Here is a 23,203-nt window from a genome sequence, read left to right as displayed (position 1 = left end):
AACTTGCCCTCGACGATCTACTGGAACGGCCTGGTGACGTTCGGGATCCTTCGCCGGGACACCGGGCTCGACCAACTAGCCAGCACCCGTCAGCAGCGCGAGGCCGCTGACGAACTGGCGAGCCGCAGCAGGAATGACTGGCACCCGACGCTACCGCCCGTCCCGCAGGACTTCCCCTCGACGCTCGATGGGGGCCTGGACATGACTGCCACCGAGGCCACCTGGCTGCGCGAACGGATTCTCGACAGTGTGCCCGACAGTCTGCTTGCCCACGTCGTGGCTTCCGACCAGCCGCCGATCCCCGACAGCGCGTACCCCTGGCGCGACGAGACCTGCCAGTCAGCCTCGGATCCGGCTGCGCGCTTCCTGCACCATGCGCAGCTCTTCTCACTCGCAGTCAAGGGCGCTACCCGTCTCTATAACGTGCTGCTCGCCGAGGCCTACGAGCAGGCTGGCTTCACCACTGTCCGGGCAACTGTCGAGGACTACCGCGACCAGTACTTCGCGTGGCTCGACGAGCTGGGGGACCTCCGTCACCAACTCCACGCCTGGGACCAGCAGGACTTCTGGGTATCGGTTCGCGCCAGGAACCCGCGCATCTCCCTGCGGACCCAGGCGTTCGTCGACCAGTGGGTCGGTGCCATGCTTGACGGCATCGTCACCAACGGAGTGAGGAACGAGTCCCTCCGCGTGCTGATCGCCAACCGCGAGGCTGCTTTGAAGGGCAAGCAGGCGCGGCTGGCCAACCAGAAGCTTCTCGGCCAGTGGGGCGGCGGTGGTGGCGGTGGCCTGGACTACCGCTGGGGCACGGTGAAGACCATCGTGACGGACATCCATGAGGGGCTGGCACGTGTTTGAGCCCGACAGCCGTGTCGTCCTGATGGACCAGCTCCGCCCACCCGCCGGCTACCGGCTCGAGGCCGCAGTGACGACAACGTTCACCCTGCACCTGCCGACAGCGCTGGTCGCCCCGCTCGCCTTCGCCTCGTACGACATGCGCACACGCGAGGACCCGATCGCCGCGCTGGAGGCGGTACGAGCCTGCGCCGACCGCGTCGACATCTTCTGCCAAGCCGGCCAGATCGCCGTCCCCCAGCAGGCATCCGACCTGATGGCTTTCCTCGAGCCGATGCTGCACCCCGTCCACCGTCCGCGGCCCGGATACCTCTTCCATCCCAAGATCTGGTTCCTGCGCTACACCGCGGAGGACCTTCCGGACGCCTATCGACTGATCTGCTCGACCCGGAACTTGGCTGACAGCCGCGCATGGGATGCCGTCGTCACTCTCGAGGGGATCGCCGGCGGTCGTCGCCACGACAGCAACCGGTCGCTGGCCCGGTTCCTCCGACAGCTGCCCAACTGGGCCGTCACCGACCTGGCGCCCGAGCGACTCGCCCGGGTGAACGACTTGGCCGACCGTGCCGAGCGAGTGGACTGGTCCCTGCCCGACCACGTCAGTGAGATGCACTTCCACGCCTTCGGTGTGCCTCGCCTTCGGGCTGAGCCCGACTTCACCGGCTACCGCCACCTCGTCATTTCCCCCTTCCTCGACGCCGCCGGCATTCGCCACGTCAGCGGTGCCAACACCAGGGACGTGGCACTGGTCTCCCGCCCGGAGGCGCTGGATGCCCTGGGGCCCGAGTCCCTTGCCGGCCTACGACGTCCCGGCGGGGAGGCGGTTTTCGTCCTCGACCCCTTGGCGAATGCGGACATCACCGCGGTCGAAGCGACGACGACAGAGGCAGGAGATGCCAGGTCCGCCCAGCCGGGCAGCACGAAGGAACCCGGGTCCTCGGCCAGCGAACTGGTGGGCCTGCATGCCAAGGTCACCGTCGTGGAGCGCAACCGCGGTGAGACCCACGTCTTCATCGGCTCGGCCAACGCCACCTCGGCCGCCTACGGAGGCAACGTCGAGTTCGTGGTCGAACTGGTCGGCCGGTCCCAGCACCTGGGCGTCGACGCCATGATGACGCTGCCGGACGACCCCCAGACGAGCGCCAACCTCCGAACCCTGCTGCAGGCGTACGCCCCCGGCGCCGACCATCCGATCCCGGAGGAGGACGCCGCGGTCCGCGACCTGGAGAACCTGCTGCGTACGCTGGCCGCGGTTCCCTTCGGAATCACCGTTGAGCACGTCGACGGCACCTACCAGCTGCACCTGACCAGCGAGACCGAGCTGGCCATCCCGGCTGACCACGTCGTCCAGCTCGCCCTGCTCACACAGCCCGGGATCAGCCGCACTCAGACCGAGTCCGGTCGGACTGACGCGTGCTTCCAGGTCGTGCTGCCCGACATCACGCCGTTCGTCACGATGCGCGTCACCGATCCCCACGGCGTGACCGTCAGCACCGTCGTGCACGCACCCCTGGAGAACGACCCGCCGAACCGGCTCGACGAGGTGCTGGCCCGCCAGGTCGATACCCCTGAGAAGTTCCTGCGCTTCCTGTCGCTCCTGCTCGGACTCAGCGATCCCGCCGCCCTGTGGACTGCGACAACGGGGCCCGACGGACAGTCCGGGGGCGCCTGGGATCCGGCATTCGGGGGAAGTACTGGCATTTTCGAACTCGTCGTCCGGGCACTGGCCGACCGTCCGGAAGCACTTCGAGACCTGGACCGGTTGGTCCGTCGTCTCCGGGCGACCGACCAAGGGCGCAACGTGCTGCCGCAGGGCTTCGACGAGCTTTGGGCGACCGTGATGGACGTTCTCGAGCCGAGGGAGGCGCGACGATGAGTGAGCGCCGAGCGTTCGTGGCCCAACCCGTCCTGGATGGCCTCACCAGCTTCCAGCGCAACACCGTCGAGCACGTCATCGACCGCTTCTACGGTGACGACCCGACAGACCGCTTCCTCGTTGCGGACGAGACGGGCCTGGGCAAGACCATCGTCGCTCGCGGCGTCATCGCGCGCACCGTCGAGCGACTGCAGCGCAACGACCACGTCGACCGGATCGACGTCGTCTACGTCTGCTCCAACCTCGACCTGGCCCATCAGAACCTGCGCAAGCTCAACGTCACCGGTGGAGCCCAGCACGGCATCGCCAGCCGGTTGACCTTGCTCGCCAAGCACTCGCGCGACTTCACCCAGCCCGGTGATGACGGCCTGATGAAGGCCGTCAACCTGGTCTCCTTCACGCCAGGGACGTCGTTCAGCAGCAGTTGGCGGTCTGGGACGGCGCAGGAGCGGGCGATGCTCTACCTCCTGCTCGAGAAGAAGATGCGGCTCACCGGCTGGCGGGCGAAGGGGGCGCTCCAGGTGTTGCAGGGCACCGTATCGACCTCGGGACGGTTCCGGGACTGGTACGTGAGCGATCTGCGTAGGCAGCTCACCCACGGCCGCGCACCCATCGTCGAAGCTCTAGACGATCCCGAACTTCCCGACTGCCTCGACCCCGCCATCTCCCGTCCCTTCCTCGCCGCTGCGGCTGCGGGGGAGCGCAGCCTGCTCGATGAGTTCGAGGACCTGCTGCAGGATGTCCGCTACAGCAAGAAGTGGGACGTCGCCTGGCCCTTGGTCGCCCGACTGCGCGCACTGCTGGCCCGGGAGAGTGTCCGATTGCTCACCCCTGACCTCGTGATCCTCGACGAGTTCCAACGGTTCCGGGACCTGCTGGTGGAGGACAGCGAAGCCGGCGAGCTGGCCCACCACCTGTTCAACTACAACGAGGAGGGCACCGACCACCGGGCCAAGGTGCTGCTGCTCTCGGCCACGCCGTTCAAGCCGTTCACCTACGCCGAGGAGGCCCAGAGCGGTGACGACCACCACCGCGACTTCCTCGAGATCGTCCGCTTCCTGGCCGGAGGCCGGGAGGGTGCGGTCACCGACGGGATCGCCGAGGCACTGCGGGACTACCGCAACGCCGTGGTGACCGGTCGTGGTGCGGCCGACCTCACCCACCAGGTCCGCGACCGCCTGCTCAGCGTGATGGAACGCACTGAACGGCCGCGTCTGCTGACCTCCACCATGACCAGCGAGCGCGCAGTCCCGCTCGCCCCGCCACCGGCTGACGACCTGCGGGGATACGTCGCCATGCAGCAGGTCGCTCGCCAGGTCGGCGCCCCGTTCCCGGTGAGCTACTGGAAGTCCGCACCCTATTTCGTCAACTTCATGGACGGCTACAAGGTCGCCGACCAGGTCCGGGCCGCGCTGGCCGATCCATCACGCGCTGGCGAGGTTCGTGCCCTGCTGGACCGGACCCAGCAGATCGACTTCGGAGCCCTCGATGCCTACGAGCCCATCGACATGGGCAACGCCCGGCTACGCGAGCTGGCCGCCCGAACCGTCGACCAGGGCTGGTGGAAGCTGCTGTGGGTGCCGCCGTCGCTGCCGTACCTGACCCCGAGCGGGCCGTACGCCGAGGAGTTCGCGCAGGACGTGACCAAGCGCCTGATCTTCTCGTCGTGGACAGCGACCCCGGGTGCGGTCGCCTCCCTGCTCAGCTATGAGGCCGATCGGCTGGGGGCTGGCGAGACCTACCGGGGCATGACGGCGAAGGAACGGGACAAGGACCGGCACAATCGCCGCAACCTGCTCGGCTACCGGATGGACCCTGAGGGTGAGCGGGAACGACCCTCGTCGATGTCGACCCTGGCGATCTTCTGGCCGATGCCGGGCCTCGCCCGCGTCGGGGACCCTCGGCGCCCCGATCTGCATCGTGGAGAAGAGAGCAAACACCTCGACCCGCAGCGGTTGCATGCCACCGTGGTGGAACGGCTGCGTGACGATCATCGCGTCGATCTCCCTGACACAGCCGGCCAGCGGGCGTCTCACTGGTACGAGGCGCTTCGGCGCCCGGACTCGACACCGGAGGGTCTGACCGCTGACCGGGTTCAGGATGCCGCCAGCGGCTCCACCGGTGATGACCAGGACTCGGGCCCGGGCGGATCCGACACGAGCAGGCAGAGCAGCGAGCGCCGGTTCCGACACATCGAGCTGGCCCTGCGGATCCGCGGCCAACAGCAGGACCGCACCGTCACTGACGAGACGCTCGACCTGATCGCCCGGGTCGCGACCCACAGCCCTGGCAACGCCGCCTACCGCGCACTGTCACGCATCGCCGCTACGCAGCCGCAGGTCACCGAGACAGGACTCTGGCAGGCAGCGGCACGCATGTCGTCGGCCTTCCGCACCTTGTTCTCCAGGCCCGAGACCGTCCTGTTGCTCGACCAGCTCATCCCCGAGCAGGTGCCCTACTGGCACAAGGTGTTGCAGTACTGCGCCTGGGGCAATCTGCAGGCAGTGCTCGACGAGTTCGTCCATCACGTCCATGCCGCCCAGGGAGGTGCCGCCCTGGACGACGACGGGCTCATGGACGTCGCGCGCTCCGTCGCCACGGCACTCGAACTGCGCCCGGCCACGTACGAACTGTTCGATCCCGATGATCCCGGTAAGCAGCAGAGGATCCGAGCGCGCTTCGCCCTGCGATTCGGCAGTCGACGCGCGACTGAGGAGAGCAACAGGCAGCCGGTCGTCCGCCAGGCCTTCAACAGTCCGTTCTGGCCCTTCGTGCTGGCCACCACGAGCGTGGGACAGGAGGGCGTCGACTTCCACTGGTGGTGCCATGCGGTGATGCACTGGAACACGCCGGCCAACCCCATCGACTTCGAGCAACGGGAGGGCCGCGTTGACCGCTTCGACGGCCACGCAGTGCGCCGCAATATTGCGGCACGGCACCGTAGGGCGATCCTCACGAATGAGGAGCCGAACCCCTGGCGGGTGGCGTACGAGTTGGCCGAGGACGAGCGGGAACGGCTGGGAGAGTTCGCTCCGCATTGGGTGTATCCCGGGCCGGCGCGCATCGAGCGCCATGTGGCGCCATTTCCGCTCAGCATCGACTCCGCGCGGCTGGACGAGATCAAGCGGGACGTGGCGCTGTACCGACTGACCTTCGGGCAGCCACGGCAGGAGGACATGCTCGAGCTTCTGAAGGTGCACTACTCGGAGGCGAGTCCGGAGGAGTTGGAGAAGCTGCGGCTGGACCTGAGCGCGCCGATGAGCGATCGGTGGGATGGAGCAGCTGGCAAGGCCCATCGTGTGACCACCGCGGGACCTCCGGCGACGCTCGTCCGAGCCGAGGCCGATACTGTTGCCATCACACATCCGTTCCCGATCGAAAGTGGCAGTGACTGACATGGCGCCGAAGGTGAAGGAACAGAACATTGCCGTTTTTGGGGAAAGCGGCAGCGGCAAGACCGTCCTACTTTCGTCGTTCTATGGCGCGACCCAGGAACCCTCATTTCTCAGCAGCAACTTGTACCAAGTACTGGCCGACGACACCAGCCAGGGCCTTCGCCTGCATGCCAACTACCTCAAGATGAGCAAAGCTGCGCAGGTTCCGCCGACCAATCGTTTCGATGCGGTTCCGTACTCCTTCACGATCAGGCCGAAGGATGGGGATGGGGCGGCGGCCGCCCCATCAAGTTCGTTTGGTGCGCTGCGCTTGGTCTGGCACGACTACCCAGGCCAATGGTTCGAGCAGGATCCGAGCAGTGACGAAGTGTCCCGGCGTCGGGTCGAGACCTTCACCAAGCTCCTAAAGTCCGACGTCGCTCTCGTGCTGGTCGACGGGCAAAAGCTCCTCGACTACGCGGGTGAGGAGGAGAAGTACTTCAGGATGATGCTCGGGGGTCTGCGCGTCGGGCTGGAGAAACTCAAGGACGACATCTTGGCGGATGGCAAGCCACTGGAGGAGTTTCCGCGCATCTGGATCCTCGCCCTCTCAAAGGCGGACTTGCACCCTGAGTTGGATGTCCAAGGGTTCAAGGACCTGCTCGTTGAGAAGGCTGCGGGTGACATCGTCATGCTGCAGCAGACGCTCAAGGGTTTCGTCCAGGCGCCCGAGGCCTTGTCGCTCGGCGAAGACTTCATGCTGCTGTCCTCGGCCAAGTTCGAGCCTGGCAAGATCGAGGTGACTGAGCGGGTCGGCCTCGACCTCATCCTCCCGGTGGCCACGATGCTTCCTCTTGAACGGGTCGCACAGTGGGCAGAAAAGGTCGATATGCCTCTCAGGATGCTGGGGGGACTGGTCGACCACGCCAACGAGTTCGCCGTGGTTCTCACAGGTGCGGCAGGAACCTTGCTCACCAAGGTCCTGAGCAAGGTTCCCAAGGTTGGCCCGGTCCTCGCACCACTCGCCGTTCCCGCGCTGGCAGAACTCATCAAGTCGGGTGGGGCGAAACTCGAGGAGATCCATGCGCAAGCGCTCGCGAACAGGGACTATCTCACGGCGACCCTCACGCAGTTTCGGCTTGACTTGGACCGCGGTGTGAAGGACCGCTTGCTGGTCAAAAGCCCGTGGTAGACCTCATTTGGGCCACCCGCGGCCGGTCCTGGGGATTTCGCTTCCTCCTGTTTGGAGGCTACTCCGATCCGCTGTCAGCGTATGAGCGTGCCTTCGCGGGCATCGAGGATGACGTCGAGGTATCCCGACGCGCCGAGGAGCGGGTGGCGCTGCGCTTTCTCGATCCGCTGAACCGCGTAGACGCAGCCGGTCGCATCATCCCTCATGACTTCGTCGTATGGGGACCGCTGGCCGACGACATCCACTCCGTCGAAGATGGAATCCAGAAGGTCTGGCCCTTGGTTGTTGACGTCTACGCCCGAGTGTGGATGAACGAGAAGGCGCCTGTAGCCAAGGAGATCCAGTCAGCCATCGACACCGCCTAGCTGCGTGCCAGGTGATTGACGCCTTGGAGTTCACCCCTCCAATAGGCGGCTCATTAGGACACGTTTCGATCAGTCAGCATCGGGCAGACATCGCCCAGGGGCACTGAGCGCAGTCGGGCCCAGTGGCGTGGCACCAGCCTCGCCCGATCAGCCAGGCGGGCAGGTCCAGGTAGCCGGGCCGAGCGGGGTACAGGGATCGCGCGGCCCGGGTGACTTCGCGGATGTCGTCGCGATCGACGAGCCCGGTGCGGAGGAACACCCGCCGCACGTGCACGTCGTAGGCGACGTTGGTTCCTTGGAGTTCGGCGAGCTCGATGCCGAAGTGGGTCACGAGCAGTTCCACGGCCATGGCTGCCTTCTTAGGTCCGATCTTGCGGAACTTCCGGAGCCGTGCGTCGACCTGGGCAGCCGTGGATCCCGGCGCCCAGAGCCGGCTCGCGTCACCGCCGTACGTGGAGCACACCCGGTCGGCGGCATCGACGATCGCCTCGGCCATGATCTCGACGAAGCGGTGGAGCGCCGGCGGGCCGGCCACCGCCGCGCGGACGTCGTCGCGTTGGTCGCGCACTCGCCACGGATCCAGGTGTCCCAGGCGCTTCTTCAGCTCGAGTGGGCCTCCCCATGCCCGTTCGGCCCGGATGCCTTCGTCGAGCACGACGCCGAGGAGGAAGGCGAACGGATCAGTCTGCAGTAATTCGTCGGCCTCGGCCGTGTCGGCATATCCGAGTCGCGATTCATGCAGCTTCTCGTTGCTCTCGCGGTAGGCCACCAGGGCAGCAGCAACGGCCGCGTCCCGGGCTTCGCGCACGTGGTCGTCAACCGAAGCCACCGTTACGGGAGCCGCGGTAGTGGCCGGTCCCCCACCTGCGAGACGGTGGCGTCTGACTTCGGCTGCCAGCCATGCGCCTTGTTCGCCCTGGCGCAGGCCGACCAGAGGCTCCTTGAGCCGGGCTCCGGCCTGCTGGAGGTGCGGTCTGATCGCATCGGCGTACGCGGCGGGTGCCAGGACGAGCACCGACTTGCTGTTCAACGGGCCGACCTTGTGCATCAGCTTCGCGACGACCCAGGCTCCCCAGGCGGAGCGGTAGTCCGGGCCGGTCTCGGCGAGCGCCAGGTCGTATGGCGCGAGGACCTCGTCCGGCGGCACTAGACCGTGCTGGGCAGACAGGATGAACCACGCTCGTCCGGCATCCTCGGCGATCGCGCGACGCTTGCGGAAGCTATCCGACGTGTAGAGATCCGCGGCGGCGCTCGGAGCTGACCGCTTGGCCTTCCCACACGAGACAAGGGCAAAGGGCTCTTCACAAAAGAGAGTGGAGTCGGGGTCTGAAGCCCCCGGTGTCGAGCAGTGCTCGTAGCCGGTAGTGGACAAGGTTCCGGAAGCCGAGGGCGGTGCCGCGTAGGTGTTCCAGTCGGCCGTTGATCGCCTCCGTCGGCCCGTTCGAGGTGCCGGGATGGTCGAAGTAGGCCAAGATGTCGGTGCGGCGGCGTTTCAGTGTCCGTCCCAGCGTGATCACCTCACCCAACGCCTTCGGGACCCCGTGGGAGATCGAGGCGATCAGCGCTGTCATCATCTGCTTGCCGTCGGCCCGTGACGGCTGTCGGTAGGCCTCGATCACCCGCTGGTAGACGCCCCAGGTGGCCTCGACGGCGACGTGGGCGTCGTCGGCGAACACCGCTCCGATCCGGGCAATCTGCCTGTCGGTGAGCAGGCCGGCGCTGGTCCGCAACGCCCGGCGGATGCCGTAGAGCGGGTCACCCGACCGGCCCCGATGCCCGCGGGTGGCCTGCTGGATCCGCTGTCTGGTCTGGTCGAGCTTGTCTCCGGCGAGGGCGACGACGTGGAAGGGGTCCATCACCTCCGCCGCGTCGGGCAGTTCCTCGACAGCGGCGGTCTTGAAGCCAGTGAACCCGTCCATCGCGACGACCTCCACCCGGGCGCGGAACGCTGCGGTCTGGTCGGCGAGCCAGGTGTCGGCGTACGACCTCATGTGTCGTGGTGGGTACGACCTGATGTGTAGGTCGGTTCCGGCGAGTTAACCCCTTGCTCGCCCGTGTGTGGGTGGGCCACCCTTCGATTCGTCAACCGCCAAGAAGACGAGACCGAAGGGTGGCTTACCCCCATGATCCTGGATGAGGAGTCCTGGATGAACATCCGCCGTTTCCGCGTCCTGCACCAGGCAGGCGCGACGTATGCCGAGATCGCCCGTGAGTGCGGGTGTGACTGGCGCACCGTCCGTAAGTACCTGACGGCCGACGCTCTGGTCGGCCCTCCGAAGGCCCCGCCGAGGGCGGGGACCCAGCCGGCGCTGATCACCCCGTTCGTCTCGGTGGTCGAGGGCTGGCTGCGCGCCGATATCGGGTTGAAGGCCAGCGTGATCCATGAACGACTGGTCGCGCAGTACGGCTTCACCGGCCACTACCAGCGGGTGAAGATGTTCGTCGCGACGGCCCGGCCCCGGATCAGCGCCGAACTGGACGCCGACGACGAGAACCGGCTGACCGGCCTGCACCGTCGCTTCGAGACCCAGCCCGGGGTGCAGGCCCAGGTCGACTGGGGCGATGAGGGCGATCTGCTCGCCCATGTCGGGATCGGACACGTGTACTCCTTCCACATGGTCCTGGCACATTCCCGCGACCCGTTCTGCCTGTTCACGACCAGCACCGACCTGGCCACGTTCTGGGAGGCCCACCGCGCCGCGTTCGACCACTTCGGCGGGGTCCCGGCCCAGATCGTCTACGACCGCACCAAGACCGTGATCAAACGCCACGTCGCCCCCAGGGCGCCGGTCCCGCTCCATCCCGAGGCCGCGGCGTTCGCCGATCATTACGGCTTCGACATTGATGTCCTGGCCGCCTACCGGCCCACCGGCAAGGGCAAGATCGAACGCCAGGTCGACATCGTGCGCGACCACGTCGTCGCCGGGCGCCGGTTCGACTCCCTGGCCGAGCTCCAGACCGCTTTCACCGACTGGCTCGCGATCCGCCGCGCCCAGGTCCACCGCACCCACGGTGAAGTCATCGCCGTGCGCGCCGAGGCCGACCGCGCCGCCCTCGCGCCGATCCCGCCACACCCGTATCTGGTCTGTGAGTCCCACCTGCGCCGCGTCGGCAAGGACGCCCTGGTCTCCTTCGAAGCCAGCTTCTACTCGGTGCCCGCCGCCCGGATCCGGCCCGGCCAACGCGTCGCCGTCCGGGCCGGCGCCGACACCCTCACCATCCACACCCTGACCCCCGACCCCGACGGCACAACCCTGCTCACCACCCACACCCGCGCCACCCGCCGCGGGCAGTGGGTCATCGACCCGGCCCACTGGGACGGACTGCCCGACGGCCACACCCGCGCGACCGTCATCGAACTCCCCACCCGACCCGCCGCCGCGAGCGTCGACGGCGCGGGGACGGGCCCGCTCGCAGCCGTGGTCGCTCATCACCGTGCCGATGTTGCCGTGGCCCGCCGTGACCTGGCCGCCTACCAAGCCCTCGCCGCCGGACGGGGACGGGCGTGAGCAGCCTGACCGTCGACCGGATCCGCGCCAACGCGACCCGGCTGGGCCTGACCCACCTCACCGACACGATCACCGAACTCACCGACCGGGCCGAGACCGCCCAGATGGGCTACCTGGACTTCCTCGACCTGCTGCTGGAAGAGGAAGCCGGGATGCGCGAGGCCCGCCGGTTCACCAACGCACTGAAACTGTCCGGCCTGCCCCACCACAAACGCCTCGACGAGTTCGACTACGCATTCCAGCCCGACCTCGAGCCCCGCAAGATACGAGACCTCGCGACCCTGGAGTTCGTCCGCGCGAAGTCGAACATCGCCCTCCTCGGCCCGCCCGGGGTCGGGAAGACGATGCTCGCCGTCGGCCTGGCCGTCGCCGCCTGCCAGGCCGGGTTCTCGATCTACTTCACCACCCTCGACGACCTCGTCCGCCGGCTACGGACCGCGGAGACGACAGGCCGGTTCAACCGCCAACTCCAGACCTACCTCCGACCCTCCGTCCTCGTCGTTGACGAGGTCGGCTACCTCCCCTTGGACCGCGACGAGGCGAACATGCTGTTCCAACTCGTCTCCCGCCGCTACGAACGCGGCTCCCTGATCATCACCAGCAACAAATCCTTCGTCGAATGGGGCAGCGTGCTGGGCGACGAAGTCCTCGCCACCGCCATCCTCGACCGCCTCCTGCACCACTGCGACGTCATCACCATCAACGGCCCCAGCTACCGACTCAAAGACCACCACGCCCTCGTCAACGACCCCGACCACCTGACATGATGACCACGCCGGAACCGACACGTCAGCCCGTACTCAACACGACACGTCAGGCAGTACCCCGACACCAGGCCTTGAACACCTTCTTCGAACGTCCCTCGACCATGTCGAGGAGGCGCGCCGGGCCCGTGTGGTCACGGATCGGGGTCAGGTCGATGATCACCGTGACGTAGCGCTCGCCGTGGCGGGTGTGGCGCCACACGTGCTCATCGACCCCGATCACCTCCACCCCGCCCAGACGGGCAGGGTCGGCGATCAACAGCTGGCGGCCTGCGGCGAGGACGGCCTTGTTCGCGGTGTTCCACGCCACGCCCAGCGCCTGGGCGATCCGGGCGACCGACATCCGATCGATCACCAACGCGCGCAAGGCCCACGTCACCGCGTCACGCGACAGCTTCGCCCGCGCCGAGGCGGCCGGCCGCAGGTCCTGGCGCCACACCTTGCGGCACTGCGAGCACCGGTAGCGGCGCACCCGCACGTGCAGGATCGTCGGCCACCAGCCGAACGGGACATGCGCCAGTCGGCGGGTCACCATGTCGCGGGCAGTCCCGCGTTGCCCGCACGCGGGACACACGTCACCGGGCGCGACGACGTGGCAGACCAGAACGGTGTGGTCGGGAGCGACCTGCTGGCCGACCACCGTCAGGCCGAGACGATCGAGGCGGCAGAACTCGTCCAGGCAAGGAGTGGACAGGGGTGACGTAGGCTGGGACATACGGGCCTTGGGCTTGGCGATGACGGCGTAGAGAACCTCCATCTTCCAACCCAGGGCCCTTCTTCACGCCCATGTCCCAGAGTCGGCCCCAGTTCAGTGCGCACCTACACCCTCAACTGCGAAGAGCCGGGCAAAGTCGTAGGTCTCAGTGAGTGAGGGGGCCATTGGCGTGGAGGCTGGCGGGTGGAGCTTCTCACGGATCGGCCTGTCGGATGGAGCCGATCCTTCGCGGATCGGCCTGTCGCGCGCAGCCGACTCGGACCCCGCGCCACCGTAGCGAATGTACTCGCCCCTCCCGACGCGTGTGACGAGTGGGGTGCGCCGGGCGAAGGCGCCGCGCGTCTCGATGGAGGTGTCCGCTGTAGCCAGCTGCAAGTGCGTGCTAACCGAATTCGGGTTGGTCTCAGGATGGTGGGTCGCGAACCAGCGCAGCACATCCTGCCTGCTGAAGGGCTCGGGTAGTGACTCGACTGCCTCCGCCAGCATCTCCCAGATCGTCATCGTCAGGCCTTCGCCCCGAGCAGTCCGCGGGTCTCGGCTAGAACCTGCCTGACGGCACCCCGGTCGACGATGACATTCGCGCTGGGAACGCTGGCGAACAGGGCGTCGTCCATGGCCCGGGCGCCTCCTCATTGGAGTCTTCGGATGTCACCAGTCTGCGCTAGCTGCCGACTGTATGGAGGTGGAAAAGGACATCTCCTGCCATGCCAGCCCGGTCGGTCACTTGAACCTAAGCCCGTCAGTCCGTTCGATCACCTGCCGGAAGCGTTCCACGTGCGCGGGTGGACGTTGCTTCCGGAACGTTGTGAGTTGGGCGGGCGTGTACTCCCGTCGCCCGCTGGAACCACTGCCCGAACCGCCCGGCCAGCGCAACCGCCCGGATCGATGGACAGGTGCTCACCGGCGGCCGCGACGGCGTCACTCCCGGCCCCGGCCAGGGACGTCCCGCCTGCCTCCCTGCATCGGCCGGGACGTCCCTGGTACGACGGTCAGGTGAAGCGCCCCCGTGCGTCCGCGCCGATAGACCGCGGGATCGGGTCACCGGTGGGGAACTCGCGGAAGTAGCGCCCTTCCTTCATGACGCCGACGATCTTCGACTTGTCCTGGAGGATGGTGATGTCCTCCAGGGGATTGCCGTCCACGAGGACCATGTCAGCCGCGTAGCCCGGCAGGATCTTGCCCAGGAAGTCGGGCTGCATCATGATCTCGCCGCCGAGTGCAGTGGCGGACAGGATCGCCTCCATGGGAGTGAAGCCGAGCAGGTTGACGAAGTGCTCGAGGTCGCGTGCGTAGGTGCCGTGCGGTGTCCAGGCGAAGCCGTAGTCGCCGCCGGGCAGGATGCGGATGCCGCGGCGCTTCATCTCCTTCAGCCCCTCGATCGCGCACTCCAGCTCATACTTGTAGCCGGCTGCCTCAGCTGCGGCCGGGGATATCCGAAGTCGCCGGCCTCGTTGAGCGTCGCGATCAACCAGTTCAGTCCGGGCGCCACGAACACCGAATCCTTCCGCTCCTCGAGCATGTCCATGCCCTCGTCATCGATGAAGCTGGCGTGGTAGATGATGTCGGCGCCGTGGCGCAGGGCCAGACGGACGCTCTCTGCGGCGCGGGCATGGACAGCCACCCGGACGCCGCGCCGGTGCGCCTCGCGCACGGCTGCTTCTACCTCCTCGTCACTGAAGTAGTTGTCGGCCGCGCGGTTGCGTCCGGTGATCTCCTCCCCGGACATGGACAACTTGATGGTGTCCACACCCAGCGAGATCGTCTCGCGGACCACCTTCCGCATCTCTTCGGGACCGTCGGCGAACTGTGTGATGCCGCTCACCAGCTGCCCTCCGGTGACCGCGATCTCCATGCCGTTGGCGAGGTAGCGCGGCCCTTGGATCTCGCGCCTGTTGATCGCGTCACGCATGACGACGTCGAGCCGGGACTTGGCGCTGGCGGCGCCGACGCACATGGTGTAGCCGTGATCGATGTAGATGCGGGCCGAGCGCATGGAGTGGAGCACATGCTCCTCGACGGGGAGCGTGGCGAGTGCGTCGAGGTCGCCCTCGTTCCAGGTGAAGTGGGTGTGGGCGTCGCACAGACCCGACATCAGGGTGTGGCCGCGTCCGTTCACGCGCTCGGCCCCCTCCGGGGCCTCACCGGTGGGCACGCGTCGGACGTCGACGATCCTCTCGTCGGCGACCAGCACCTCGCCGGGGAACGGCTCGCTGCCCGTGCTGTCCAGTACCATGACGTTGCTGATGAGAATGGGCTGACTCTTGCTCATCGTGGTGATCCTCTTCGTTGAGTTATCGGGGTTGGTTTCTGTTGTGGTGCGGAGGGAATGTCGATCCCACCTTGGTGGGGTGGACGTTGGCGCGTCCGTCCCATCTCCTGCCGGGGGTTCAGCCGAGGAAGGCCTCGATTGCCCGCAGAACTTCTCCGGGTGCCTCGATCACCGTCCAGTGGCCGATGTCCTCGATGACGTGACACTCGGCGTCGGTGAATCGGGTGGCTAGTTCCTGGGCGATCTCCGGTTTCCCGACCGCATCCGCTGATCCGGTGAGCAGGAGTACGCGGCCGGCGACAGGGGACAGGTCAGGATCCTCCGCTGATGCCAGGGCTTCGCAGGCCTGCGCGTAGTTCTCGGGGACCTGACGGGTCAGCATTTCGCGGACGCATGCGCCCACCAGCGCGTTCGCGGCGCGCGACGTGGGGGCGGTACCCGACCGGACGATGGCGTCGGCCACGGCGCCCATGCCGGTGGCACGCACGGTGGCTGCCCGCTCGCGGGTGGCTCGCCTGGCGGCGTCGTGCTGCGCCGTGACGGGGCCCAGGAGCACCATCGATGCCACTTTGTCCGGGTGGGCGGCGCCGAGGTGCTGTGCGATCAGCGTGCCCATCGAGTGGGCGACCACGTGGGCCTGCCCATCGGCGAGTTCATCGATCAGGGCCGCAGCCTGGTCCGCCAGGCCTTCCACGGTGATCGGTTCCTCGAGGGGCGAGCGGCCATGGCCGTTGAAGTCATAGCGGATCACCCGGTGCGTCGTGGCCAGACGCTCCACGATGGGCTCGTAGAAGTTGATGGTTCCGCCCAGGCCGTGGATCATTACCAGCGGTGGGCCCTCCCCGAGGACTTCGTAGTGGACCTTCGGTTCGCTCATCGCGGCGACCCGACCCTGTTGCGCATCGTGCCCAGCCCCGTGATGGTGATCTCCACCTCGTCACCCGGCTGGAGGAACTTCGGCGGTTCGAATCCGATCCCCACGCCCTGAGGTGTGCCGGTGGCGATGATGTCCCCGGGACCAGCGTGATGCCGGCGCTGAGGGTCTCGATGATCGTCGGGATGTCGAAGATCAGGTCGGCGGTGCTCGCGTCCTGCCGCAGCTCCCCGTTCACCGAGCACTGCACCTGGAGCGGGCCCGGGCCGATCTCGTCGGCCGTGACCACGTACGGTCCCATCGGACAGAAGGTGTCGAGGCTCTTGCCGATCAGCCACTGCTTGTGCAGCTTCTGCAGGTCACGAGCGGTGACGTCGTTGATGATGGTGTAGCCCCACACGTGCTCCATCGCCTGGTCACGGCCGATGCTGCGCCCGCCGCGTCCGATCACGACTCCCAGCTCCGCCTCGTAGTCCAGACCGGAGGTGAGCCCTGCGTGCGGTTCGATCTCGGCGCGGGCGCCGGTGATGGACGTGTAGGGCTTCGAGAACACCACTGGCGCCTCGGGGATGCTCGATGTGGACGCCTGGGTGGCGTCGAAGCCTGACCGGGCGAACTCGGCGGCATGCTCGGCGTAGTTGCGTCCCACGCAGAAGATGTTGCGCGGGGGACAGGGATGGGAGCGATCAGGGCCGCCTCGGGCAGGTCGATCGCCTGGTCCGCCTGGTCGAGTTGGAAGGCGTCGCGAACGCTGTCCCAGTTCTCGACGAGGCCTCGTACGTCCTGCGGCCCGTCGGGGAGTGCGAGCTCGAGCGGGAGGACGCGTTCGTCGTCCATGACGATGCCGGTCTTCGGGCCGTCCCCGGTCTCGTACGCTACGAACTTCATGAGTGCTCCTATCGGTTATCGATAATCGGTACTCAGAGCCTAAGGGGTGGCCGGCAATGTGGCAAGGGTCACATTCGAAGGTGCTGGCTGCTGATCAGTCGTGGGGTAGACGGAGGTAGTGCTGCTGGTGTTCCTCGAGCAGTCGACCCACGGACTCAGGGGTGCCGGACCTGAAGGCTTCGAGGATGGGGACGTGCGCCTCTGCGGCCTGATGGAGATCGAGACCCGTACGCCGGACGGTCGCCAGAGTCCTCACCCCGATCGCCAGGTTGTCCCAGATCCCGATGAGGATGCTGTTGCGGGAGGCGAGCACGATGGCCCGGTGGAATTGCGTGCTGGCCTCGACCAGTCGGGTGGTGTCGTCCGCCTCGGCGCCTGCCCGCATGTCCGTGAGCGCGGCTTCCAGTGCGGACGGATCGCGGTGCACGTCTGCATAGGCGGCTATGCCGGCTGCCCGTTCCAAGGCTCCGCGGACCAGGTACACCTCCGCAAGGTCGTCGTGCGAGGCGGCGCGGACGAATGTTCCCCTCCGTGGCCGGATCTCGACGAGCCTCATGGCTGCCAGGGTTCGGAGAGCCTCACGTACCGGAGCCTGGCTGACACCGAACTCCTTGGCGAGCTGCAGTTCGACGAGGCGCTCTCCTGGCGTGTAGGTGCCGTCGATGATCCGTTCCGTGATCACTGCCTGCAGGCGCTCGGGGAGGTTGGCGTAGTCCACCGTCTAAGCCTGCCAGAACTGCTCCGCCTGCCCCGAGTGATCCTTGAGGGCGTGGTGTATGCGTGCTGGTGGTAGCGGCAGGCCGGGACGCGAACCTCGTTTCCTGCAGCCTTGTAGACCAGTCGATGTTCGTCGGTGATGCGCCGGGACCAGTAGTCGGCGACGTCGTGCTTGAGCGCTTCGGGCTTGCCGATGCCCTCGTTGCCGTTGCGCTGGATGTCTGCCAGGAGAGTGTTGATCCGCTTCAGTACCCGTCGATCCTGTGCTTGCCACCACAGGTAGTCCTCCCAGGCGTTCTCATCCCAGACGAGGAGCACGTCAGTCCGTCTCCACTGGATCGTGCTGCTGACCGCCACCGCTTTCGAGGCGCTCCATCGCGTCAAGGAGGCGTCGTGCGTTGGCCGGGGAACGCATCAGATAGGCGGTCTCGCGCAGCGACTCGTAGTCCTCCAGGGAGACGATCACCACGGGCTCGTGTCCGGCGCGGGTGATGACGACCTCCTCGCGGTCGTTGACGACGGCATCCAGGACCTCGGCGTAGCGGGCCCGGGACTCGGTGTAGCTCATCGTCTTCATCGTGACCCCCTGTACAGAAAAGTGCACGCGATGACGGTGAGGGTCAAGGTCGCACTCACGGCAGCCTGGCCCGGTCGAATTCCAACTGCAGGCGTGGCCGTCGACGGTGCGTGGCGCGGAGTTCGGCGATCAGCTGGTCAATCTCGGCCACCTGGTCAGCTTTGCGGGCAAGTGTACGCATCCTGGCGAGCCGCCGAGCCGCGGCGCGGTAGCGCTTGGCATCCGCGATCTCGAGGTCCGCCACGACCCGCGCGGTGTGCACCGCGAGGGCTGCGACCGGATCGATCTTCTCGTACGCGGTGGCGAGCTCGTCCCACAGCTGGGGGTCGTCCAGGCCGAGCGAGTGGGCCAGCGTCCAGGCCAAGGGGACGTCCGCCAGGTGGTGCAGGGTGAAGGCGACGGCCTCGCGGGGATGCTGCTCCAGTCCGACCATCACCGCGTCGCGATGGTCGGGCCAGGCATCGCCGGCCGCCTTGTGTACGGCACCGGCGTGGCCGGCCGTGGGCCAGCGTCGGAACACCTCGAGCCTCGCAGCCAGCTCATCCTGCGGGCGGTGCTCGGCCAGCAGCGTGCACCAGTACGCGGCCGCGGCAACCGACTGGTGGCCCGGACCGAACTCAGTGGCCTGCCGTGCCCAGTCGATGGCCAGGTCGAACTCGCCGACCTCCGCGAGGGCTTCGGCAGTGTCGGTAAGCCAGGCGGCGACCCTGCGGTCGCGCGCGTGGGTCGCGATGATCGCCGCTACGTCACGGTCCCAGACCGCGAGCCGTCGCGCGTTCCAGGCCAGCGTGAACCGTACGTGACGATCGTTGGCCCGACGCTCCCAGCTCTCCGGGTCCGTCGCCCGCTGGGCCCAGAGCGCAGCCTCCTGTTCGTCGGTCAGTTCCGGGCCCAGCGTGTCGGCGATCTCGGCCAGCTTGGCCCGGTACCGCGCCAGCCCCTTCTCGCCGAGGGCCGGAGCGTACGCGACCGGGTCGATCTCGAAGTAGTCGACCTCCTGGACGAACTGGAAGTTGACCATCCAGTCCACGAGCTTGGCTGCTGGGGGTTGTGCGGCCCTGGCCAGTTCGGCGTGCAGGTCGAGCAGGTCCCTGATGGCGTCGCCGATGATGCCGCTGGAGTCATCGGCTCGCCAGATCACCCGCAGCGCACTGGCGATCGCCCGTTGGGTCACCCCGAGCACCTGGTCGGCGGGTTCGTCCTGGGCGGCCTGTCGGAGCATGTCCACGGCCCCCTGTAGCTGGCTTCCGTACGCGTTGGCAGCGCTCCAGCGGTGCAAGTCGGCGCGCGTACGGACCAGCGGCAGCACGGCATCAGCGAGATCGGACACGGCAACCTCCGAAGAGAAGGCGGGAGCGGAAGGCAGTCGAGGGAGCGGTGACGACCCGTCGTCATCAATCCTCCGGCGAGAGTCCCAAACCTTGCAGCACGATGTCGATAGTGAACCGAACTGCTTGCGCTCCAGCCTTCAGCAATCAGCGATCGACCGCCAACCGCCGCTAATGGGAATACGCGCGCGGAAGCTCTCATTAGCAACCTTAATGAGAAACTGGACATACGCTGTTCCCATCAGGAGGTGACATGCAGCGGCCAGCCGAACACCAGACTGCGACACCGGCCACCGCGCCCAATTCCTGGCCGTCCCTCCAGTACGGTCAGGCCGACTGGGACCGACCCGACCCCGCGGCGAGCCGCCGCCAACGTGCGGCCAACCGAGGCACCTTCCACTATGCCGTCGTCCCCCACATCGCCGCCCTCGAGCCGCCGGTCAGCGGTGAGGTGCTGTCCGACGCCGACGATGCACTGACGAGGATGCAGGCCTTCGACAGGGATTCCTTGGGCTGGGGGGTGCCCTTCTCCTCGGTGCTGTTGCGCAGCGAATCGGCTGCCAGCTCCCAGATCGAGCACCTGACCGCGAACGCGCGCCGGATCGCCCTGGCCGCACTGGGCGACTCCAGCCGCCCGAATGCGACGATGATCGCCCGCAACACCGCGGCACTGCGTGCGGCAGTCGACCTGGCCGATCGCATCAGCGCGACCACCATCCTGGCCATGCACGAGCGGTTGGACGGTGGCGACGATCCCGACAACGCCGGACGCTTCCGTCGGGAATGGGTGTGGATCGGCGGCCAATCACCGGTCACAGCCGCACACGTCGGTGTCCACCCGGATGCCATCCAGAGCGACATCGCCGATCTGGTCGGCTTCATCCGGCGCGACGACATCCAGCCCCTGGTCCAAGCAGCGATCGCACACGCCCAGTTCGAGACGATCCACCCTTTCACCGACGGTAACGGCCGGACCGGTCGGGCTCTGGTGAGCGCGATCCTGCGGCGAAGGGCGGTGACGACGCACATGTCGGTGCCGATCTCCTCCGGTCTGCTGGTCGACACAGAGGAGTACTTCGCCGCCCTGACCGCCTACCGACTCGGCGATCTCGCCCCGATTGTCGAACGTTTCGCCTATGCCGCGCGACGGGCCGTCGACAATGCGGTCCTCCTGCGCGATGAGGTGCAGGCCGTACGCGATTCGGTGCTCGCCACCGCGCAGCGACGTACGGCCAACCTGCTCACGCTGGCCGAGCTGTGCGCAAGTGAACCGGCGTTCACCGCGCAGATGGTCACCGACCGGGGGGTCTCGACCTCGAGTGCCTATCGGATCCTGGACCGTCTGGTCGAGGCCGGAATCATCCGTCCGGAGAAGCCGATCCGTGGATCGACGGTGTGGACCGTTCCGGGGCTGACCGAGGCGCTGGACCGGTTCGCCGCCCGAGCCGGACGACGCACGCTCCGGAAGGGCGACGCCCGAGAACAGCACTAGGGTCGACTCATGACAGTCGCACAATCGGGCACGTTCCAGTTGGCCGGACAGCTGCAGGTCACACGTCTCGGCTTCGGCGCTATGCGCATCACGGGCGAGGGGGTCTGGGGCCCGCCCGCCGACCACGACGAGGCGATCCGGGTGCTGCGCCGGGCCGTCGACCTCGGCGTGGACTTCATCGACACGGCGGATTCGTACGGTCCGTACGACTCGGAGAACCTGATCTTCGAGGCCCTGCACCAAGGCGACGGGTACGGCGACGTGGTGATCGCGACGAAGGGCGGGTTCACCCGTCAGGGACCGCGCCAATGGGTCCCCGTGGGGAGGCCGGAGTACCTGCGCCAGTGCGTGCAGATGTCGCTGCGCCGCCTCGGCCTGGAGCAGATCCCGCTGTGGCAGCTGCACCGCATCGATCCGAAGGTGCCCCGCGAGGAGCAGTTCGGGGTGATCAAGGAGTTCGTCGACGAGGGCCTGGTCCGCCTCGTCGGGCTCTCCCAGGTGGGCGTCGAGGAGATCAAGGCCGCCCAGGGCGCCGGTCTTGTCGTCGCCTCGGTGCAGAACCGCTACAACCTCTCGGACCGCTCCAGCGAGGACGTACTGGAGTACTGCGAGTCCGAGGGGATCGGCTTCATCCCGTGGGCGCCGATGGATGCGGGTCACCTCGCCCAGCCGGGCGGTCCGCTGGACGACGTCGTACGTGCCCATCAGGGAGCCACCCCGTCGCAGGTCGCACTCGCCTGGCTGCTGCGTCGATCGCCCGTGATGCTGCCGATCCCCGGGACCGGGAGCGTCGCCCACCTCGAGGCCAACTGCGCCGCGGCAGACCTCCAGTTGACGGACGAGGAGATGCGTACGCTCACCGCGGCCTGACCTGGGTCTGCTATTCGCGGGGGCCGCGCGATCTGCGGGTCAGGTATCCGATCCGGCGCGTGAGCCGAGCCGGGCCGAAGGTGACGGTCCGGCCGAGGAATAGCGTTAGGGGTGTGGACACCCGGCAGCCGATCGCCCTGGCCTACCCGTTCCGTGGCCGGTGCCAGGTCCGCAACAGTCCCGCCAACCGGGTGCCCAGCCACGGCACCGACCTGTACGCCACTACGTATGCCATCGACTTCGTGCCGGTCGACACCCGGAGCCGTTCCGCCCCGTACACGCTGCGATCGGTCCTGTGGCCCGAGCCTCCGGAGGTGTTCGTCGGATTCGGCTGGCCGGTGCTGGCGCCCGTCGCCGGCACGGTTGTCGCCGTCCACGACGGCGAATCCGACCACGACGCCTACCGCGGCCTGCCGTCGGTGCGCTACGCCCTGACCCAACGCGAACGAGCCGCGGCCGGACCCACCGCACTCACCGGCAACTCCGTCGTCATCGAGGCCGCACCCGGCGTGCTCGTCGCCCTGTGTCACCTGCGTCGCGGGAGCATCCTCGTCGCCCTCGGCGGCAGGGTTGCGGTCGGCGACGCGGTCGGTGCCTGCGGCAACTCCGGCAACAGCACCGAACCCCACGTCCACCTCCAGGCCATGGACCACCTCGACCCCGAGCGGGCCAAGGCGCTGCCGATCAGCTTCGACGGACGCCTGCCGCGCAACGGGGACATCGTCGCGGCGTGACGGTGCTACCGTCCGTAGCATCCGGAGAGACCACGGTCACACGTGGTTTCCGTCCGAAGGAGGTCGCCATGAACATCGCGGTACTCGGCACCGGCATGGTGGGCCGGGCCCTCGCGGCCCGCCTGCACGAGCTCGGCCACACCGTGGTCGTTGGCACCCGTGACCCCGCGGCGACGTCGGCCCGGACCGGGGCCGACGGCATGGGCAGGCCGCCGTTCAGCGCGTGGCAGGCGTCGCACGGCGACATCGGGCTCGCCACGTTCGCCGACGCGGCGTCCGCGGCCGACCTGGTGGTGAATGCCTCCAACGGGGCCGCGTCCATGGAGGTCCTTCGCCTCGCCGGCGCCGCCAACCTGGCCGGCAAGGTGCTCCTCGACGTCTCCAACCCGCTCGACTTCTCCGCCGGCTACCCGCCCACGCTGTTCGTCAAGGACACCGACTCCCTCGGCGAGACCATCCAGCGCGCCTTCCCGGAGGCCCGGGTCGTCAAGGCGCTCAACACCGTCACCGCCGACCTGATGGTCGACCCCCGGTCGCTCGGCGCGTCCTTCACCGTGTTCCTCTCCGGGGACGACACCGAGGCCAAGGCCACAGTCGTGGGGCTGCTGACCGACGTCGGCCACGACGACGTGATCGACCTCGGTGGTATCGAGACTGCCCGGGGCCCGGAGATGATGCTCCCGGTCTGGCTCAGCCTGGCGAGGACCTTGGGCACGAGCCTGTTCGACTTCAAGGTCGTACGCTGAGGCGGCTGTCGCGCAGCGCGGGAGGTGACATGCCGACGTTCGTCCTCAGGTCCGGGAC

General features: G+C 67.6%; 21 protein-coding genes and 2 pseudogenes. 11 read left to right on the top strand and 12 right to left on the bottom strand.

Features of this window, described 5'->3' with window-relative positions:
- The first annotated feature begins 3 nt into the window (after window positions 1–3).
- Genes Rai3103_RS01700 through Rai3103_RS01680 form a run of 5 tightly spaced genes read left to right on the top strand, consistent with a single transcriptional unit; the run spans window position 4 to window position 7,662 of the window.
- Window positions 4–858 carry a DUF6361 family protein gene (locus Rai3103_RS01700; RefSeq protein WP_153571132.1) on the top strand — a complete coding sequence of 285 codons (855 nt, stop codon included), beginning with the start codon at window positions 4–6 and terminating at the stop codon, window positions 856–858.
- Entirely contained in the window at window positions 851–2,731 is a 1,881-nt protein-coding gene (locus Rai3103_RS01695) for a phospholipase D family protein (protein WP_153571131.1), read from the top strand. The genes Rai3103_RS01700 and Rai3103_RS01695 overlap by 8 nt, the downstream gene beginning before the upstream one ends.
- Complete coding sequence (locus Rai3103_RS01690; RefSeq protein ID WP_153571130.1) at window positions 2,728–6,126, top strand: DEAD/DEAH box helicase family protein; 3,399 nt, start codon at window positions 2,728–2,730, stop codon at window positions 6,124–6,126. The genes Rai3103_RS01695 and Rai3103_RS01690 overlap by 4 nt, the downstream gene beginning before the upstream one ends.
- Window position 6,127: 1 nt before the next feature.
- Window positions 6,128–7,297 (top strand): TRAFAC clade GTPase domain-containing protein, encoded by a 1,170-nt coding sequence (locus Rai3103_RS01685; RefSeq protein WP_153573555.1) that lies wholly within the window; start codon window positions 6,128–6,130, stop codon window positions 7,295–7,297.
- On the top strand, window positions 7,291–7,662 hold the full coding sequence (locus tag Rai3103_RS01680) for a hypothetical protein (protein ID WP_153571129.1): 372 nt from the start codon (window positions 7,291–7,293) through the stop codon (window positions 7,660–7,662). Before Rai3103_RS01685 ends, Rai3103_RS01680 begins: the two co-directional genes overlap by 7 nt.
- Before the next feature lie 73 nt (window positions 7,663–7,735).
- Here Rai3103_RS01680 and Rai3103_RS01675 read toward each other — a convergent pair whose 3' ends face one another.
- The gene (locus tag Rai3103_RS01675) at window positions 7,736–9,034 is read right to left on the bottom strand and encodes a DUF6884 domain-containing protein (protein WP_153571128.1); all 1,299 of its coding nucleotides are present in this window, start codon (window positions 9,032–9,034) and stop codon (window positions 7,736–7,738) included.
- Window positions 8,964–9,635: pseudogene (locus Rai3103_RS01670) on the bottom strand (ISL3 family transposase); the annotation flags it as partial. The pseudogene Rai3103_RS01670 and the gene Rai3103_RS01675, both read right to left, overlap by 71 nt.
- 174 nt (window positions 9,636–9,809) lie before the next feature.
- Between Rai3103_RS01670 and istA the strand changes: the two are divergent.
- Both istA and istB read left to right on the top strand, forming a co-directional pair.
- Window positions 9,810–11,171, top strand: a complete 1,362-nt coding sequence (gene istA / locus Rai3103_RS01665) for an IS21 family transposase (RefSeq protein WP_153570853.1) — start codon at window positions 9,810–9,812, stop codon at window positions 11,169–11,171.
- Window positions 11,168–11,938, top strand: a complete 771-nt coding sequence (istB, locus tag Rai3103_RS01660; protein WP_194793193.1) for an IS21-like element helper ATPase IstB — start codon at window positions 11,168–11,170, stop codon at window positions 11,936–11,938. The genes istA and istB overlap by 4 nt, the downstream gene beginning before the upstream one ends.
- A 64-nt stretch (window positions 11,939–12,002) precedes the next feature.
- On the opposite strand, the pseudogene Rai3103_RS01655 reads toward istB, so the two are convergent.
- The 10 genes and pseudogenes from Rai3103_RS01655 to Rai3103_RS01620 all read right to left on the bottom strand — a co-directional run.
- Window positions 12,003–12,650 (bottom strand): annotated as a pseudogene (locus Rai3103_RS01655) (transposase family protein); the annotation flags it as partial.
- A 93-nt stretch (window positions 12,651–12,743) separates the two neighbouring features.
- On the bottom strand, window positions 12,744–13,136 hold the full coding sequence (locus tag Rai3103_RS18905; protein WP_422396025.1) for a DUF7669 domain-containing protein: 393 nt from the start codon (window positions 13,134–13,136) through the stop codon (window positions 12,744–12,746).
- Between the two features lie 503 nt (window positions 13,137–13,639).
- A complete protein-coding gene (locus Rai3103_RS18335) occupies window positions 13,640–14,011 on the bottom strand; it encodes an amidohydrolase family protein (RefSeq protein WP_277872994.1) in 372 nt (123 codons plus the stop codon).
- A 5-nt stretch (window positions 14,012–14,016) separates the two neighbouring features.
- Window positions 14,017–14,919 (bottom strand): amidohydrolase family protein, encoded by a 903-nt coding sequence (locus tag Rai3103_RS18330; protein WP_277872993.1) that lies wholly within the window; start codon window positions 14,917–14,919, stop codon window positions 14,017–14,019.
- Window positions 14,920–15,037: 118 nt separating this feature from the next.
- Window positions 15,038–15,697, bottom strand: coding sequence for an alpha/beta fold hydrolase (locus Rai3103_RS01645; protein WP_239022376.1), 660 nt, complete (start codon window positions 15,695–15,697; stop codon window positions 15,038–15,040).
- A complete protein-coding gene (locus Rai3103_RS01640) occupies window positions 15,657–16,442 on the bottom strand; it encodes a fumarylacetoacetate hydrolase family protein (protein WP_228489074.1) in 786 nt (261 codons plus the stop codon). The genes Rai3103_RS01645 and Rai3103_RS01640 overlap by 41 nt, the downstream gene beginning before the upstream one ends.
- A 333-nt stretch (window positions 16,443–16,775) precedes the next feature.
- A complete protein-coding gene (locus Rai3103_RS01635) occupies window positions 16,776–17,399 on the bottom strand; it encodes a GntR family transcriptional regulator (protein WP_153571125.1) in 624 nt (207 codons plus the stop codon).
- Window positions 17,360–17,716 (bottom strand): Txe/YoeB family addiction module toxin, encoded by a 357-nt coding sequence (locus Rai3103_RS01630; protein WP_153571124.1) that lies wholly within the window; start codon window positions 17,714–17,716, stop codon window positions 17,360–17,362. The genes Rai3103_RS01635 and Rai3103_RS01630 overlap by 40 nt, the downstream gene beginning before the upstream one ends.
- 1 nt (window position 17,717) lies before the next feature.
- The gene (locus tag Rai3103_RS01625; RefSeq protein WP_153571123.1) at window positions 17,718–17,975 is read right to left on the bottom strand and encodes a type II toxin-antitoxin system Phd/YefM family antitoxin; all 258 of its coding nucleotides are present in this window, start codon (window positions 17,973–17,975) and stop codon (window positions 17,718–17,720) included.
- Between the two features lie 55 nt (window positions 17,976–18,030).
- Complete coding sequence (locus Rai3103_RS01620) at window positions 18,031–19,305, bottom strand: DUF6880 family protein (protein ID WP_228489073.1); 1,275 nt, start codon at window positions 19,303–19,305, stop codon at window positions 18,031–18,033.
- A gap of 251 nt (window positions 19,306–19,556) precedes the next feature.
- On the opposite strand from Rai3103_RS01620, the gene Rai3103_RS18325 reads away from it, so the two are divergent.
- The 4 genes from Rai3103_RS18325 (at window position 19,557) to Rai3103_RS01600 (ending at window position 23,145) form a co-directional block, all read left to right on the top strand.
- Window positions 19,557–20,795, top strand: coding sequence for a Fic family protein (locus Rai3103_RS18325; protein WP_153571122.1), 1,239 nt, complete (start codon window positions 19,557–19,559; stop codon window positions 20,793–20,795).
- A gap of 9 nt (window positions 20,796–20,804) precedes the next feature.
- Window positions 20,805–21,665 carry an aldo/keto reductase gene (locus Rai3103_RS01610; RefSeq protein ID WP_153571121.1) on the top strand — a complete coding sequence of 287 codons (861 nt, stop codon included), beginning with the start codon at window positions 20,805–20,807 and terminating at the stop codon, window positions 21,663–21,665.
- A 113-nt stretch (window positions 21,666–21,778) separates the two neighbouring features.
- Window positions 21,779–22,399, top strand: a complete 621-nt coding sequence (locus tag Rai3103_RS01605; RefSeq protein WP_153571120.1) for a M23 family metallopeptidase — start codon at window positions 21,779–21,781, stop codon at window positions 22,397–22,399.
- A gap of 68 nt (window positions 22,400–22,467) precedes the next feature.
- Window positions 22,468–23,145 (top strand): NADPH-dependent F420 reductase, encoded by a 678-nt coding sequence (locus Rai3103_RS01600; protein WP_153571119.1) that lies wholly within the window; start codon window positions 22,468–22,470, stop codon window positions 23,143–23,145.
- The last annotated feature ends 58 nt before the right edge of the window (window positions 23,146–23,203 follow it).

Origin of the sequence: Raineyella fluvialis, from assembly GCF_009646095.1 — a bacterium.
Lineage (GTDB): Bacteria > Actinomycetota > Actinomycetes > Propionibacteriales > Propionibacteriaceae > Raineyella > Raineyella fluvialis.
This window is presented reverse-complemented; position numbering and strand designations above follow the sequence as displayed.